Annotated in this window: 14 protein-coding genes; 7 read left to right on the top strand and 7 right to left on the bottom strand. The window is 40.3% G+C overall.

The features are described 5' to 3' along the window. Positions 1 to 84: 84 nt before the first annotated feature. Complete coding sequence (locus IRQ78_RS20835; protein WP_194442617.1) at positions 85 to 1,923, top strand: methyl-accepting chemotaxis protein; 1,839 nt, start codon at positions 85 to 87, stop codon at positions 1,921 to 1,923. Here the strand turns inward: IRQ78_RS20835 and mrcB are convergent. The 5 genes from mrcB to IRQ78_RS15365 all read right to left on the bottom strand — a co-directional run bounded on the left by mrcB (position 1,907) and on the right by IRQ78_RS15365 (position 7,633). Further along, the gene (gene mrcB, locus IRQ78_RS15345; protein ID WP_194442618.1) at positions 1,907 to 4,231 is read right to left on the bottom strand and encodes a penicillin-binding protein 1B; all 2,325 of its coding nucleotides are present in this window, start codon (positions 4,229 to 4,231) and stop codon (positions 1,907 to 1,909) included. The two genes, IRQ78_RS20835 and mrcB, sit on opposite strands and share 17 nt — an antisense overlap. A 91-nt stretch (positions 4,232 to 4,322) precedes the next feature. Then, positions 4,323 to 4,484 (bottom strand): YqaE/Pmp3 family membrane protein, encoded by a 162-nt coding sequence (locus IRQ78_RS15350; RefSeq protein WP_082401591.1) that lies wholly within the window; start codon positions 4,482 to 4,484, stop codon positions 4,323 to 4,325. A gap of 160 nt (positions 4,485 to 4,644) precedes the next feature. Next, on the bottom strand, positions 4,645 to 5,874 hold the full coding sequence (locus IRQ78_RS15355; RefSeq protein WP_054554261.1) for an ammonium transporter: 1,230 nt from the start codon (positions 5,872 to 5,874) through the stop codon (positions 4,645 to 4,647). 9 nt (positions 5,875 to 5,883) lie between these two features. Beyond that, positions 5,884 to 6,222 carry a P-II family nitrogen regulator gene (locus IRQ78_RS15360; protein ID WP_054554260.1) on the bottom strand — a complete coding sequence of 113 codons (339 nt, stop codon included), beginning with the start codon at positions 6,220 to 6,222 and terminating at the stop codon, positions 5,884 to 5,886. A gap of 181 nt (positions 6,223 to 6,403) precedes the next feature. Further along, positions 6,404 to 7,633 (bottom strand): diguanylate cyclase, encoded by a 1,230-nt coding sequence (locus IRQ78_RS15365; protein ID WP_166341859.1) that lies wholly within the window; start codon positions 7,631 to 7,633, stop codon positions 6,404 to 6,406. 500 nt (positions 7,634 to 8,133) lie between these two features. Between IRQ78_RS15365 and IRQ78_RS15370 the strand changes: the two genes are divergently transcribed. From IRQ78_RS15370 to serA, 5 genes are all read left to right on the top strand, one after another. Then, positions 8,134 to 9,651, top strand: a complete 1,518-nt coding sequence (locus tag IRQ78_RS15370; RefSeq protein WP_054554258.1) for a S10 family peptidase — start codon at positions 8,134 to 8,136, stop codon at positions 9,649 to 9,651. A gap of 118 nt (positions 9,652 to 9,769) precedes the next feature. Continuing rightward, on the top strand, positions 9,770 to 10,336 hold the full coding sequence (locus tag IRQ78_RS15375) for a hypothetical protein (RefSeq protein WP_194442619.1): 567 nt from the start codon (positions 9,770 to 9,772) through the stop codon (positions 10,334 to 10,336). Positions 10,337 to 10,349: 13 nt separating this feature from the next. After that, positions 10,350 to 10,946, top strand: a complete 597-nt coding sequence (locus IRQ78_RS15380) for a 5-formyltetrahydrofolate cyclo-ligase (RefSeq protein WP_054554256.1) — start codon at positions 10,350 to 10,352, stop codon at positions 10,944 to 10,946. A gap of 54 nt (positions 10,947 to 11,000) precedes the next feature. After that, entirely contained in the window at positions 11,001 to 11,654 is a 654-nt protein-coding gene (gene rpiA / locus IRQ78_RS15385) for a ribose-5-phosphate isomerase RpiA (protein ID WP_054554255.1), read from the top strand. Between the two features lie 14 nt (positions 11,655 to 11,668). Further along, positions 11,669 to 12,898 carry a phosphoglycerate dehydrogenase gene (serA, locus tag IRQ78_RS15390; protein ID WP_054554254.1) on the top strand — a complete coding sequence of 410 codons (1,230 nt, stop codon included), beginning with the start codon at positions 11,669 to 11,671 and terminating at the stop codon, positions 12,896 to 12,898. Between the two features lie 268 nt (positions 12,899 to 13,166). Here serA and IRQ78_RS15395 read toward each other — a convergent pair whose 3' ends face one another. Both IRQ78_RS15395 and IRQ78_RS15400 read right to left on the bottom strand, forming a co-directional pair. Further along, entirely contained in the window at positions 13,167 to 13,460 is a 294-nt protein-coding gene (locus IRQ78_RS15395; protein WP_138618087.1) for a HigA family addiction module antitoxin, read from the bottom strand. Next, positions 13,460 to 13,738, bottom strand: a complete 279-nt coding sequence (locus IRQ78_RS15400; protein WP_054554252.1) for a type II toxin-antitoxin system RelE/ParE family toxin — start codon at positions 13,736 to 13,738, stop codon at positions 13,460 to 13,462. The genes IRQ78_RS15395 and IRQ78_RS15400 overlap by 1 nt, the downstream gene beginning before the upstream one ends. Before the next feature lie 313 nt (positions 13,739 to 14,051). Between IRQ78_RS15400 and IRQ78_RS15405 the strand changes: the two genes are divergently transcribed. Continuing rightward, complete coding sequence (locus IRQ78_RS15405; protein ID WP_054554251.1) at positions 14,052 to 14,846, top strand: DUF3800 domain-containing protein; 795 nt, start codon at positions 14,052 to 14,054, stop codon at positions 14,844 to 14,846. Positions 14,847 to 14,874: the final 28 nt, after the last annotated feature.

A 14,874-nucleotide genomic window follows, 5' to 3' on the forward strand; every position in this document is an offset into this window, starting at 1 on the left:
GTGTGAGGGCTTTTTTTATTTGAATGAAAATATCTTATTTTTCGGTCTATTCTTTTTATACTAGTATTGTTTAGCGAGAAAACTGTGAATAGACTCATAATACCTGCTGTTAATTTAATGGCACAACTTAAGTACAAACATAAAATTACTTTATTGTTTAGTTTATTAGTTTTTCCTCTGTGTCTGAGCTTATTTTTTCTAATCAGTCTGTTAAATGAAAATATCCAAGTTTCAAAACAACAATACAAAGGCATCAGTAGTTACCGCTTGCTGTTATCGTATCTTGTCGATAACAAGCAACAAGACATGCTGAATTCCGCCCAAACTTTAGGTTATGCTCACAATGCATCGAGTGAAGAAAACATACTTGAAACAGTATCAATTGAGTCGCAATTAGCTGTTAGTCAAAACCTCACCATTAATTACTTAAATCGTACTTTAGTCACCCATTTGCCTAACTTGATTTACCATCTTAATAGCACCTACCAAAGTGCTGAAAAAGTATTAAATCAAGGTAAGTTTACGCCAGAAAGCTTTATTGCTTTATCAAACCAAATTAAAGCGATGCCCCAGTTATCTGGGCAATTTAAAGATGCGTTATCCATCGCCTTCCAACAAGACAATAAAATAAAAGAGCAACTATCTCCAAGTGCTGAAACATTACTAGAAAACATATCTCAGTTCTCGCAACAAGTTAACCAAAGGCTGTTGGAGCCTGATACGATAGAATTAAGCAAAGCACAATTTTTGAGCCTTAAAGCGAATTTAAACCAAAGTATAGATGAGTACATTGCTGACACTGAGCCAGCCCTTACGAGTATCATTAGTTATAAGCTAAACAATGAACAATTCATTTTGTACCTTGTTATCGCTGCGGCTCTATTATCTTTAATAATAGCCAGTTACTTGATGCTTGGATTTTATCGCTTAGTAGTTGATACCCTAAAGCTTTTTTCAGAAACCGCTAACAGTGCCGCGCAAGGTAATATCTCTGCGCGTTTAAAGTTAACAGGTAAAGATGAGTTAACCTCAATAGGAAAAGAGTTTAATCATGTATTGGCATCATTTTCTTTGATGGTAAATGAAGTCAAGCACACTACGAACAGTGTCATAACAACCACAGATACAGTGACGAGTCACTCTGAAAAAACCAGTCAAGATGTACAAGTTCAGCAACAAAGTGTGTCAACTATTAGCCAAGCTTTATCAGAAATGAGCCAAGCTGCCGAACATGTCGAGGTGTCTGCCTCTCAAGCCGTTGATTTAGCTTCATCTGCAGCCAAAAAAGTACAAAAAGGTGCTGATGAAAGCGCACATTTAGCCACGCACATGAGTCATTTACAACAAGAGTTCAACGAGGGTCTTGCTGCCTTAGAGTTACTTGCTAAAGACAGCCAAGCGATTAGTAGCGTGAGTAATGGTATAAATGAAATTGCCGAGCAAACCAACCTACTAGCTTTGAATGCTGCGATAGAAGCAGCTAGAGCTGGTGAACAAGGCCGAGGCTTTGCGGTTGTTGCAGATGAAGTAAGAACCCTTGCAAAACGCACTCAACAACAAACTCATGAGATCCACCAAATTATTAATTCACTTCAATCCGCAACAAAGCTAACACAAGATAAAATGCAAGCAAGCGTAGAGAAGATGGAACAAGGTTCACAAAGTGCAGAGCACACTAAAAATAATTTATTAGCTGTCGCAGCATCAATGTCTGATATTGGCATGCAAGGAAAGCAAATAGCAGTTCAAGTCAATCAGCAAGGCACTGCAATTCAAAACGCTTTACACCACGCTGAAGATGTCAGTGAACTTGCCAGAGACACAGAGAAAAGCGCACTTATGGCAATGAATAGCGTACAAAATTTAGCTCAACTCTGTGTTGAGCTAAATGATTCAATGGCCAAGTTTAGCGCTGACAATTAGGTCTAGGCTCAAACTCGCTTGCACGTATGGGTAGCTGCACCACTTTGCCGCAACCCGGAGGCGCTTGCAGGCCGGTTTCTTCATTAATGAATGCCCAACGAATAGAAGCCGGACGAGTATCTGCTATAGCTTCAGGGTTGAGTGGTTTAAGGTAACGAATGTAGGCCTCTAGTGCGCCAACACTGCCCGTTAAACCTGTGCTCTTGTTATCGTCGCGACCAATCCATGCAACAGTTACGGTATTTTGGTCAAAACCTGCAAACCAGCTATCGCGTAAGTCATTACTGGTGCCTGTTTTACCAGCAAGCTGAATTGATGGGAAATGAGCATTTAGGCGTTTAGCCGTGCCATCTTTAGTCACGCGCTTCATTGCATACTTAGTCATGTAAATTGATGCATCATCAAAACGTTTTTGTGAGCTGACATCATGCTTATAAAGCACTTTACCTACTGAGTCTGTCAGTGCTGAAATAGATGTTAACTCACGATACTGACCATCAGCAGCCAGCGTTGTATAAAGCTGCGCTACTTCAAAGCTTGAAAGCTCAAGAGCGCCTAATAACAATGATGGATATTGATCAATTCGCCCTTTTACACCTAGACGCTTCAAGGTATCAGCTACTTTATCAACCCCAACATCAAGGCCAGTGTTAACCGCAGGGATATTAATACTGTTACTAAATGCTTTATAAAGAGGCATAGGGCCGCGGAACTGCTTGTCGAAGTTCTCAGGTTGCCACACTTTACCCTGCTCATTAGTCACTTGCAGCGGTGAGTCATCCACCAACGTAGCAACATTAAACTGACCACTTTCAAATGCCGATAAATAAACTGCTGGCTTAACTAATGAGCCAATATTACGTTTGGTATCAAGCACACGGTTAAAACCAAAATAACGTACGTCACGGCCTGCAACTAGCGCCGACACTCCACCTTTTTCGACATTAACAGAAATCATCGCTGCCTCAAGCTCTTCTGTTTTAGGGCGTCTTTCTAGATAAGGTAGACTTGCCTCAACAGACTCTTCCATGGCCGTTTGCTTTTGTAAGTCAAAATAAGTGAATACACGCACCCCAGCATCTAACACCTGCTGATCAGGTAGCAGGCGCTTTAATTCTCGGTTAACTAATTCTAAGTAACCCGGATACGACTTTTGCAAGCTGTCTTTCATTGGTGCAATATCAATAGGGCGCTTTAATGCTGCGCGGTACTCACGGGTATCAATTAGCTTGTTTTCAACCATTAAGCGCAGCACTAAATCACGGCGCTCCATTGCGCGCTCACTATAACGACGTGGGTTGTAATACGATGGACCTTTCACCATAGCCACTAAAAGCGCAATTTGGTCGTATTCAAGCTCATCCACAGGCTTTGAAAAATAAAACTCAGCGGCAAGGCCCATACCATGCACGCCTTGATTATAAGACTGACCTAAATACACCTCATTCAGGTAGGCTTCTAATATTTCATCTTTGCTGTAGCGGTAATCTAATATCAAGGCAATAAGCGCTTCATTAAACTTACGCACCAGTGAACGCTCACGGGTAAGGTATATATTCTTTGCTAATTGCTGGGTTAAAGTACTGCCCCCTTGCACTGTACGTCCGGCTTTAATATTGCTGTATAAAGCGCGCATAATTGACCACACAGATACACCATGGTGTTGATAGAAATTGCGATCTTCAACCACCAGCAAGGTATCTTTTAGCATCGGCGGAAATTTATCAAGCGGTACAAACTCGCGGTCTTGTTTTGAATCATTACCAATGCGAGCTATTTGAACCGGCTCTAATCGAGCATTGTTTAAACGGCGGCCAAACTTATCTTTGATAGTTGCTAATTTCTGCCCTGAAAAACGCAGCTCAATAACGTGTGCATCTTCAAGGCCATCATAAAACTCAAACTCGCGACGGTACACTTTAATACTGTTAGCCGATTTAACATACTGACCTGTACGGCTTAGCTTGTTTACAGATGAGTAATTTAAACGGTTTAACTCCCAAATAACCTCTTGCTGAGACAAATACTGCCCGGGATAAAAGCTCATTGCGCGGGCATATACTTGTGCAGGTAACTGCCATTTATTGCCTTCAAATTGGCGAGTGATTTTTGCATCTAAATAAATTAGATACAGCACCATGGCAACTATTACTGCGAGTGAAAGCTTCCAAAAAATTGACCAAAGTTTTCTCAATAAACTTGTTTTAGCAGGCACTTGAGATGTGCGTGAGCGCTTAGTAGTAGTTTTTTTTGATGCCGCTTTAGGTTTGCTAGACGACTTTTTTGCAGGAGTTTTTTTATCAGCCATTGAGTTCGCTATTGGTCAGTTAATTTTACAGGATTAAGCCCTAAACAGCACAATACTAACACCTGTAAAATTAACAGTCACTTAAACTCGACTAGCGTGTACACAACCAGAGTGAGTGGATCACAGCAGGTATAAAAAAGATAAAGCATAAAATAATGTTAATTACTAAGTCTTTACCAGCACCCGCTTTCAAAAATACCGCTACAGGTGGTAAAAACAGCGAAATAATTATAAGCAAGAGTTTGTTATCCATCGTTTTTCCTTATTAATTCAGAATTAAAAGCATAGTCAAAAAACGACTATTTCGCCTATCAGAAAAGACTTATTTAAACGCAAAAAAGCCCTACCTAAGTAGAGCTTCGATTTGAACACACAATGATATTTTTATGTGCGTGCTATTGCACGCACTAAGATTAGTTACTGCGAACTGAAACAAACTCAGGGTAAGCATCAATACCACAGTCATGTTGATCCATACCGTTTAGTTCTTCTTCTTCGGTAACACGGATACCCATGGTATTTTTCAGGATTGCCCATACGATTGATGACGCGATGAATACAAATCCTAAGATACATACTAAGCCAATTAATTGATTAACAAAGGTTGCATCAGAGTTTGAAAGTGGCACTAGCATAATACCTAATGCACCACACACACCGTGTACAGAGATAGCACCTACAGGGTCATCGATTTTCGCTTTATCAAGTGCAACGATGCTAAATACAACCAGTGAGCCACCTAATAGACCAAGTAAACAAGCAAGTAATGGTGTTGGTGATGCTGGCTCAGCAGTAATCGTTACCAGACCTGCTAATGCACCATTTAGAACCATTGTTAAGTCAGCTTTACCCCATAACACTTTACATACAAATAGTGCTGCGATTGCGCCACACGCTGCTGCTGCGTTAGTGTTTAAAAAGATTTTGCCAACTGCTGTTGCGTTTTCAGCATCAGAAACAAGTAGTTGCGAACCACCGTTGAAGCCGAACCAACCCATCCAAAGAATTAATGTACCCAATGTTGCTAACGGTAAGTTAGAACCAGGAATTGGGTAGATTTCACCATTTTTACCGTATTTACCTTTACGAGCACCTAAGAAAAGCACACCTGCTAGCGCTGCCGCAGCACCTGCACCGTGAACGATTGCAGAACCAGCGAAGTCAACAAAGCCCATTTCTGATAAAAAGCCCGCGCCCCAAGTCCAGTAACCTTCGATTGGGTAGATGAAACCGGTTAAAATAACAGTAAAAATTAAGAATGCCCATAACTTCATACGCTCAGCAACCGCACCAGATACGATTGACATAGCTGTTGCTACAAACACAACTTGGAAGAAGAAATCAGACTCTAAAGAGTGATCAGCATCAGCAGCTTGCGTGCCGATTAATGCGCCAAATGAAGGGATGAAACCACCTTCTGCGTTATCAACATACATGATGTTGTAACCCACTAATAAAAACATAGTGCAAGCAATAGAAAATAGTGCAACGTTTTTAGTTAGAATTTCTGTTGTATTTTTTGCACGAACTAAACCTGCTTCAAGCATAGCGAAACCAGCCGCCATCCACATTACTAAAACACCCGACATCAAAAAGTAAAAAGTGTCGAGTGAGAACTTCAACTCTACGATAGTGTTTTCCATAATTCCCCCTTAAATTGCTTCTTCATCAAGTTCGCCCGTACGGATACGAACGATTTGGTCTAAGTCGTAAACAAAAATTTTGCCGTCACCAATTTTGCCTGTTGAAGCAATTTTTGTGATGGTTTCAACAACGCGTTGACAATTTTCGCTACGAGTTGCAATTTCAAGTTTGATCTTTGGAATAAAATCGACTTGGTATTCAGCTCCACGATATAGCTCAGTATGACCACGTTGACGGCCAAAGCCTTTAACGTCGACAACTGTCATCCCCTCAATGCCTAAATCAGCCAATGCTTCACGCACATCATCAAGTTTGAATGGCTTTATTATTGCACTAATCATTTTCATAGTGGCCCCCTTCGGACGCTTATTGTTATCCTGTTGACTTATACAATCCAACCTTTATGCCACTATTTTTTATTTAATCCTTTCAATAAGTTAAAAACAAAACTGCGTTTTTGAACAAAAAAAACGCACCCTAATGGTGCATTTTTTTAACAATTAACCTGCTCTGGTGCAATTAACACAACTATAGTTGAACTAAGCAATTTCGCGATTGCTGCTTGGCTTGATAAAGGGCTTTATCTGCGGTGCGCATTGCAGCTGTGAGGGATACTTTATGGAATTTTGTTATACCAATACTCATCGTTAGTGAGTAAGGTTCACCATTAATTGAAAAGGCGTGCTCAGCTAACTGTTCACGAAACGTATTTAGCTTAGGCTGAGCCTTTTCGAGATCCATATTGTTTAATACTACAGCGAACTCTTCACCACCAATACGAGCAACTGTAAAATCATCAAACTTTCTTTTCAAAAATGAAGCTACTTGCTTTAATGCCTGATCACCCGCCTCGTGACCAAACTGATCATTGATATTCTTAAAAAAGTCGATATCAAGCAGGGCAAGCACGTTATCTTGCTCTACATTTTTTAATACTCTTTCAGCATATTGATAAAAATAACGTCGATTATACAAACCAGTTAGATGATCGCGGTATGCACTTTCTTTTATATCGGCTATTAATGACAACTGCTCCATAGTTTGCATCACACGGCAATGAAACTCTTCGTTCATAAATGGCTTAGTTAAAAAGTCATTAGCTCCATATTTTATGAACCGCGCAGATAAACCATGCTTACCCGCACCTGATAGGCCAATTATTGCTAGGTCATCGCGGCCACGAAAGTTACGTACCGCTTTAACAAGCTCAAAGCCGTCCATTGTTGGCATCGCATAATCCGTTAGCAATAACTTAATTTCTGGGTCGTCTTTAAGCATTTGTAGTGCTTGCTCACCATCTTGCGCATCACTTACTTTGAAAAGCTGCTTTTCAAGCATTTGCTTCATCAAAGTACGACTTAACACCGAATCATCAGCCACTAGCGCTTTACAACCATGATTTCTAAGCAATTGCGCAACAAGTTTAATCGCGTAGTGATATGAATCACGGTTGTCTTTAACTACGTAATCAACCACACCTAGTTCTAACATTTGCTGACGAATGTATTCATCAATTTTAGATGTTAGCACCACGGTAGGAATATCTTTTGAGAGGGTATATCTGGCCACTTCGCCGTTCATCGCATCAGGTAATGTTAAATCAACCAAAGCTAATGTGTAGTCATGCTTAGCGATATAGTTTACGCCCTCTTTTAAGGACCACGCAAAGTCAACAGCTACATCAAGGTAGTGAGCTGCTAAATGCCGTAACACTTGCTGTACTACTTTACTGTCTTCTACAACTAACACTCTTTGCATTGCAACTTCTCTTTCTTAAGCTCGTGTATATACCCAAACCACCTCAAGGTGCGAGTTTCAGTTGGAATTAAAAGCGCTTTAAACAAGGCATTGATTGCAAGTAATAGTGGTTCTATTGTTAAAATCAATAACGCAGTATAAATCGCTTTTAAACCAACCCTTTGGGCGTTACACAGGCACTTACTCTCATCGTTGTTACTTTTTAAAAGGGACTGCCATTGTTGCAAAGTAACGCCTTGATATTAAGCACCTGTGAAACGCTGAATTCTGCATCTTGAGGTGGTTTGGGTATACCATTTATAAACTTGCTCAATATACGCCATTTTTTAATCTAGCTAAATATTTAACCAAGCTATCTTTACTAAAAAGTGCACTTTTTTGTAACTCACCCTGCATTTCTTCTTTTATTTAACAGCTAATATTGGTGACTAGTCTCATTAGTTTGTCATCGAGTTGGCTTTACTTTTTAATAGCTGCAATTCGAATAATAAGGAATCAACATGAAACTTGTTAGTTTTATTGGCTTGTCAGTGACAGCATTAACACTGGCCTTCAGTACTCCAAGCTTTGCTGATAATGGACGTCGTATTGACGTTGACAGTAAAGTGGTGACAGAACACAAAGCCCGCATTAATGGTGAGCGCTTTTCATATACCGCAACCACAGGCACACAACCAGTTTGGAATGAGCAAGGCGATGCGGTTGCAACGCTACAATATACTTATTATACCCGCGACAAAGTAGACGATAGAACAAAACGCCCTTTAGTCTTTTCGTTCAATGGTGGCCCAGGTTCTGCGTCAGTATGGATGCACCTTGCCTATACTGGACCGCGTGTATTAAAAATTGATGACGAAGGCTACCCTGTTCAACCTTATGGCGTAAAAGATAATCCTTACTCAATTTTAGACGTGGCTGATATTGTTTATATCAACCCTGTTAACACCGGTTATTCACGTGTTCTTGAAAACGAAAAAGGTGAGCTACCAAGTAAATCAGATCAACAAAAAATGTTCTTTGGTGTTAACGCTGACATCAAATACTTAGCAGAGTGGCTAAATACCTTTGTTTCTCGCAACGAGCGCTGGCGCTCTCCTAAATTTTTAATTGGTGAGAGCTATGGTACGACTCGTGTATCTGGCCTTGCTCACGAATTACAAAATCGCCAATGGATGTACATCAACGGTGTTATTTTAGTATCACCAACTGAGATTGGTATTAAGCGCGAAGGCCCTGTAGAAGCTGCTAACCGCCTACCTTACTTTGCTGCAACCGCTTGGTACCACAAAGCACTTAGCGCAGACTTACAAGCAAAAGACTTAGACGAGTTACTCCCTGAAGTTGAACAGTTCACCGTGAATAAGTTCTTACCTGCAATTGCTAAAGGTGGTTTCTTACCTGCTGATGAAAAGCGTGCCATTATCAAGCAAGCGGCAAAATACGCAGGTTTATCTGAAAAGTTTGTTGAGCAAAATAACCTTGATATCCCAAATAACTTCTTCTGGAAAGAGCTATTGCGCGAGCGCGGCCAAACTGTAGGCCGTTTAGATTCTCGCTATTTAGGTATCGACAAACGTGATGCAGGTGAGTCACCTGATTACTGGGCTGAGCTTACTTCATGGTTACACTCATTCACGCCAGCGATTAACTATTACCTACGTGAAGAGCTTAACTACAAAACCGATATCAAATATAACCTATTTGGTAATGTTCACCCTTGGGATCGCTCAGGCAACAACACAGGTGAAAACTTACGTTTAGCAATGGCACAAAACCCATACTTAAACGTGATGATTCAATCTGGCTACTACGACGGTGCAACAAACTACTTTGATGCTAAATACACAATGTGGCAGTTAGATCCAAGCGGCAAAATGAAAGAGCGCTTAAGCTTTAAAGGCTATCGCAGTGGTCACATGATGTATTTACGCCATGCTGATCTTGAGTCATCAAATAACGACTTACGTGATTTCATCCTTAAATCACTACCAGCCGAAGGCAAAGCAGCAAAATACTAAACAGCGTATTTGCAAATCCATAATAGAAAAAGCCCGTTTTATACGGGCTTTTGTTTTTCCACTAATCTTTTTGGGTATATACTCAAGTCATTGATTTAAGGATTTGGATAATCAGCAAATGGCAGAAAAATTTCGCGTAATGTTTGCAGGGCTTGAAGCCGGTGTCGACCAAGCACAAGCAACAGAACAATTAGCTGCAAAACTAAAAACAACAACAGACAAAGTTGCAACCCTGTTTGAGCATAAGCCATTATTTGCACCAAGCGAGCAAGATAAAGCACTAAAACAAGCAAAATTACTCGCAAGTGTTGGCATTAAAGCCAAGCTCCAACCGATAAACCAAGCAGCCACCAGCAACCAATCAAGCAATACAGATGCACAGACCAAAGAGCGTGAAGAACGTATTTTTGATGCCCTCGATTACATCACCAGTAGCCTTATTCGCCTAGAAGAAAAACTTGATGACTTAGAGCAACGCTTACCTGAGCCTGAAAATAACAGCGTTGCTGATAGCGACGATAGCTGGCAAGAAGATGACTTGCTACTTGAAGACGAATTAACAGAGCCCGTTAAAAAACGCTCAAACACCCTACTCTATTCGCTTATTGCCATGGTCATAGTGTTATTGATCATTTTGGGTGTAGTGGAGCTTTTTCCTGAACTTTTCTCCTTTTTAGAAAGTTAACACTAATATTGACATGAGCAACACACGAGCAGAAATCAGACAATCTATTCGAAAAAAGCGCAATTCACTGACTGTTGAACAACAAAAAAATGCAGCCATTGCGCTAAAAGTGAATTTTACTCAACACTTAAAATCACTAAAAACACCTAAAAATGTCCATATCGGCATTTATTTTAGCAATGATGGCGAATTAGACACCTCATTGTTAATTAAAGAGTTATGGAAGCAAGAGCAGCATTTATATCTGCCTATAATTCACCCCTTTAATGGCACAACTTTATACTTTCAGAGGTATGAAGAAAATTCACCCATGACTGCAAACCGCTATGGTATCTTGGAGCCCAAGTTGAATTGCAGTCAAATATGTCCTTTAGACAAGCTTGATATTTTACTTATGCCATTAGTGGCATTTGATGATCAAGGTAACCGTTTAGGAATGGGCGGTGGGTTTTATGACAAAACGTTGGCTCGGTATTACCAAGAAAACTGGCAAAAACCGATTTTGATAGGCCTTGCCCATCAATGTCAGCATGTTTCAGCATTGCCAATTGAATCGTGGGATGTACCGTTAAAACACATTATAACCCCAGAGAAAATCTACCAATGGTAAGCAAACTGTTTGTATACTATAGGCCCTCTCTGACAGCTAACTGAGCACATAATTATGACGCAAGATGAATTAAAAAAAGCCGCTGCCTGGGCAGCCCTAGAGTTTGTAAATGAAAATACCATTGTTGGTGTAGGTACAGGCTCTACAGTGAATCACTTTATTGATGCACTTGATACAGTAAAAGACACCATTACTGGTGCGGTTTCAAGCTCTGAGGCTTCAACTGAAAAGTTAAAAGCACTGGGTATTGAAGTATTCGAACTAAACGATGTATCAAGCCTTGATGTGTATGTTGATGGCGCAGACGAAATCAACCCACACAATGAGATGATCAAAGGCGGTGGTGCAGCCCTGACACGCGAGAAAATCGTTTCAGCGGTAGCAAAACAATTTGTTTGTATTGTTGATGAATCTAAAGAAGTTACAACATTAGGCGCATTTCCACTACCGGTTGAAGTGATCCCTATGGCACGCAGCTATGTAGCGCGTGAACTAGTAAAACTAGGCGGTGACCCTGTTTACCGTGAAGGTGTTGTAACAGATAACGGTAACGTCATTTTAGACGTGCACAATTTAGATATCAGCAACGCCAAAGAATTAGAACTAACAATCAACCAGATTGTTGGTGTAGTAACAAACGGCTTATTTGCCCATCGCGGCGCAGATAAAGTCATTATCGGCACCAAAAACGGGCCGCAAATAAAGTAAATAGGAATGAGGATATGAGTAAGGTATCGTTAGCAAAAGACAAAATTAAAATTCTCTTGCTGGAAGGCGTGCACCAAAGTGCTGTAGAAACGCTTAAGCGTAATGGCTACAGTAATATTGATTACGTAAAAACATCCTTACCTGAAGACGAGCTCATTGAGCGCATTAAAGATGTGCACTTTGTAGGCCTTCGTTCTCGCACTCATATTAATGAAGCGGTATTAGAAGCAGCTGAAAAGCTAGTCGCAATCGGCTGCTTCTGTATCGGTACTAACCAAGTCGACCTGCAAGGTGCTCGTGAACGTGGTATTGCGGTATTTAACGCACCATTTTCAAACACCCGCTCTGTTGCAGAATTAGTACTTGGTGAAATCTTATTACTGCTTCGTGGTATTCCAGAGCGTAATGCCCTAGCACACCGCGGTGGTTGGTTAAAATCAGCCAACGGTTCATTTGAAGCACGTGGTAAAACCTTAGGTATTATTGGTTACGGCCACATTGGTACACAGCTAGGTATCATGGCTGAAAATATCGGCATGAACGTTGAGTTTTACGATATCGAAGACAAGCTAACACTGGGTAATGCAACGCAAGTTCATAACCTAACTCAGTTACTACAACGTGCTGACGTTATTAGCTTACACGTACCAGAAACACCACAAACGAAGAACCTAATTGGTATGGCTGAGCTTGAAGTAATGAAGCAAGGCGCAATCTTGATCAATGCTTCTCGCGGCACTGTTGTTGATATTGACGCTCTAGCAGAATCACTGCGTGATAAAAAGCTGAGCGGCGCTGCAATCGACGTGTTCCCTGTAGAACCAAAATCAAATGATGAAGAGTTCGTATCACCGCTACGCGAGTTCGATAACGTGATTTTGACTCCGCATATTGGTGGTTCAACACAAGAAGCACAAGAAAATATCGGTATTGAAGTAGCGGGCAAACTTGCTAAGTACTCAGATAATGGTTCAACCATTACGGCGGTTAACTTCCCTGAAGTGTCACTGCCTGAACTTGCAAACCGCAGCCGCTTATTACACGTACACCACAACCGCCCAGGTGTTCTAACGCAAATTAACCAAGCGTTTGCACAGCACGGCATTAATATCGCAGCCCAGTACTTACAAACTGATGAATCAATTGGTTACGTAGTAATTGATGTAGATACAGACCAATCAGAAGTCGCTCTTAAAGAGCTAAGTGCTGTTGAAGGGACTATCAGAGCACGTATCCTTCACTAATCATTGGTATACCGAATAAATAAAAAAGCGCAACCAGTTAAACTGCTTGCGCTTTTTTTGTAGGACAAAACTTTAAGGTAGGTTGGTTTGAGCGCAGCGAAACCCAACACGGGAACACAGCTTTAAACCGTAAATTTCAAGCCCTAAGCCATAAATAGCTTACCGTAGGCGTGAAATTTATTTTGCGCGATGGCTTATTTCTTATAAATAACACACAAGAAATTTCAGGTGAACAGCCAAAGTAGCAGCAAGCTTGTGATTATTCTCATTACGCTACTGCAAAACTAATAGGGTGTACCTTGGTTAGGTTAACATTTTGTTTAGCTTGCCAAAGATCGTAATTATCCTGCATCGATAGCCAACTTTCAGGGCTTCTACCCAAAGCCTTAGATAATCTTAATGCCATTTCAGGAGTAATTGAGCTCTGCCCCTTAAGGACTCTGTTAAGAGTTGAAGGTGAGACATCCAATTGTTTCGCGACAAATCTACAGCTGTAACCGAAAGGCTCCATATATACATCGGAAATAAATTCACCCGGATGCGGTGGATTATGCATAGTCATTAGTGATAATCCTCGTAGTTTAATATGTAGGCGTTACCATCTTTAAATTCAAATGTTACTCGCCAATTACCATTTACAGTTATTGACCAAACACCATCACGATTGCCTTTTAATGGATGCAACTTAAACCCAGGTAAATCGATATCTTCAATAATCGAAGCGGTATCTATAGCGGCTAGTTGCATTCTCAAACGGCGCTCGTGTTTGGCTTGAATCCCTGCTTTGCTTCCAGTCTCGAAGAACTTTTTCAAGCCTTTATGTTTGAATGTCTTGATCATTGCCAAAGTGTAGCGTGTTGCGCAACAGGTGTCCACTTAAAATGTAACCCCCTTACTTAGGGGGAATAGCCTGTGGGTTAAAATTTGAAGCAAAGCAAAAACCAGCACGTTAATTAAAAGCTTTAAACCGTAAATTTTAAGCGCTAAGTCAGATACGGCTCACCCTAGGCGTAAAATTCATTTCGCGCGAACATCAGCTACGAAGATAACTTTCCGGTAGTAATTCCTTAGTTAATTTGTTAAAAATGTTTTATTATTCATTTGTACAATTTATGAACAACCAAATTATTGAGAGTCAAAAGGTATTTGAGTCATGGATGAAATATTTGCATTTGCCGATGAAAGTGGAACCTCAAAAGGATGTCCCTGCTACACGATAGGTATAATTGCCATTCCCAAGCACTACTTCGCTGAATTCAATCAAAAAATTTCTGACATTTACGATAAAAGTGGTCTACAAGGTGAAATAAAATGGGAAAAAGTTAGGAAAAGTGCTGGTCAGATAAATTTATGTATAGATATACTGAGATTCATATTAACCAGTCCTGTTTCATTTCATGCTATAGCAGTATATAAGCAACCATATAGAAAGTGGCATAGCAATGAGGAGACAGCTTTTTACACGACTTATGATTTCCTCATCCGTGAGAGTAGCCGTTCGAAAAATGCAAAAATAACTGTTTTTGCAGATCAAAAATCTAGCTCTTATTCAAAACAAAATGAAGTAATGCAGATAGTAACAAATCATATGTTAGCGAAGCTGCCAACATCTTCAAAAGTACATCATGTTGCAATGGAAGATTCTAAATATCATTGGGGCTTACAAACAGTAGACATATTAACTGGCGCAGTTAACAGTAGTTATCAATTGTTTTTTAATCCTTCGGCACAAATGCAGCTAGCTAAGAAAATAGCTATAAGTAAAATGGCAAGTATTCTAGGTTGGGATTCTCTTGCATACGATACAATGCCGAACAATGACTTTAATATTTGGCATTTCCCTCCGGAAACGAGAGCTATACCTGCAACAAAGCAAGTTATACCAAACTTTTCAATAGCTAATATAAGTAGAGAGGAGTTTGAGTATTATATGAGAAATAACAAATAACTTTACTTTAATTACTAATCACTTTCTT

This window comes from Pseudoalteromonas simplex (assembly GCF_015278155.1).
GTDB lineage: Bacteria > Pseudomonadota > Gammaproteobacteria > Enterobacterales > Alteromonadaceae > Pseudoalteromonas > Pseudoalteromonas simplex.

Coding starts and splice junctions, on each gene's coding strand:
- mrcB (WP_194442618.1), bottom strand. CDS start 4,231: ATGGCTGATAAAAAAACTCCTGCAAAAAAGTCGTCTAGCAAACCTAAA.
- IRQ78_RS15350 (WP_082401591.1), bottom strand. CDS start 4,484: ATGGATAACAAACTCTTGCTTATAATTATTTCGCTGTTTTTACCACCT.
- IRQ78_RS15355 (WP_054554261.1), bottom strand. CDS start 5,874: ATGGAAAACACTATCGTAGAGTTGAAGTTCTCACTCGACACTTTTTAC.
- IRQ78_RS15360 (WP_054554260.1), bottom strand. CDS start 6,222: ATGAAAATGATTAGTGCAATAATAAAGCCATTCAAACTTGATGATGTG.
- IRQ78_RS15365 (WP_166341859.1), bottom strand. CDS start 7,633: ATGCAAAGAGTGTTAGTTGTAGAAGACAGTAAAGTAGTACAGCAAGTG.
- IRQ78_RS15370 (WP_054554258.1), top strand. CDS start 8,134: ATGAAACTTGTTAGTTTTATTGGCTTGTCAGTGACAGCATTAACACTG.
- IRQ78_RS15375 (WP_194442619.1), top strand. CDS start 9,770: ATGGCAGAAAAATTTCGCGTAATGTTTGCAGGGCTTGAAGCCGGTGTC.
- IRQ78_RS15380 (WP_054554256.1), top strand. CDS start 10,350: ATGAGCAACACACGAGCAGAAATCAGACAATCTATTCGAAAAAAGCGC.
- rpiA (WP_054554255.1), top strand. CDS start 11,001: ATGACGCAAGATGAATTAAAAAAAGCCGCTGCCTGGGCAGCCCTAGAG.
- serA (WP_054554254.1), top strand. CDS start 11,669: ATGAGTAAGGTATCGTTAGCAAAAGACAAAATTAAAATTCTCTTGCTG.
- IRQ78_RS15395 (WP_138618087.1), bottom strand. CDS start 13,460: ATGACTATGCATAATCCACCGCATCCGGGTGAATTTATTTCCGATGTA.
- IRQ78_RS15400 (WP_054554252.1), bottom strand. CDS start 13,738: ATGATCAAGACATTCAAACATAAAGGCTTGAAAAAGTTCTTCGAGACT.
- IRQ78_RS15405 (WP_054554251.1), top strand. CDS start 14,052: ATGGATGAAATATTTGCATTTGCCGATGAAAGTGGAACCTCAAAAGGA.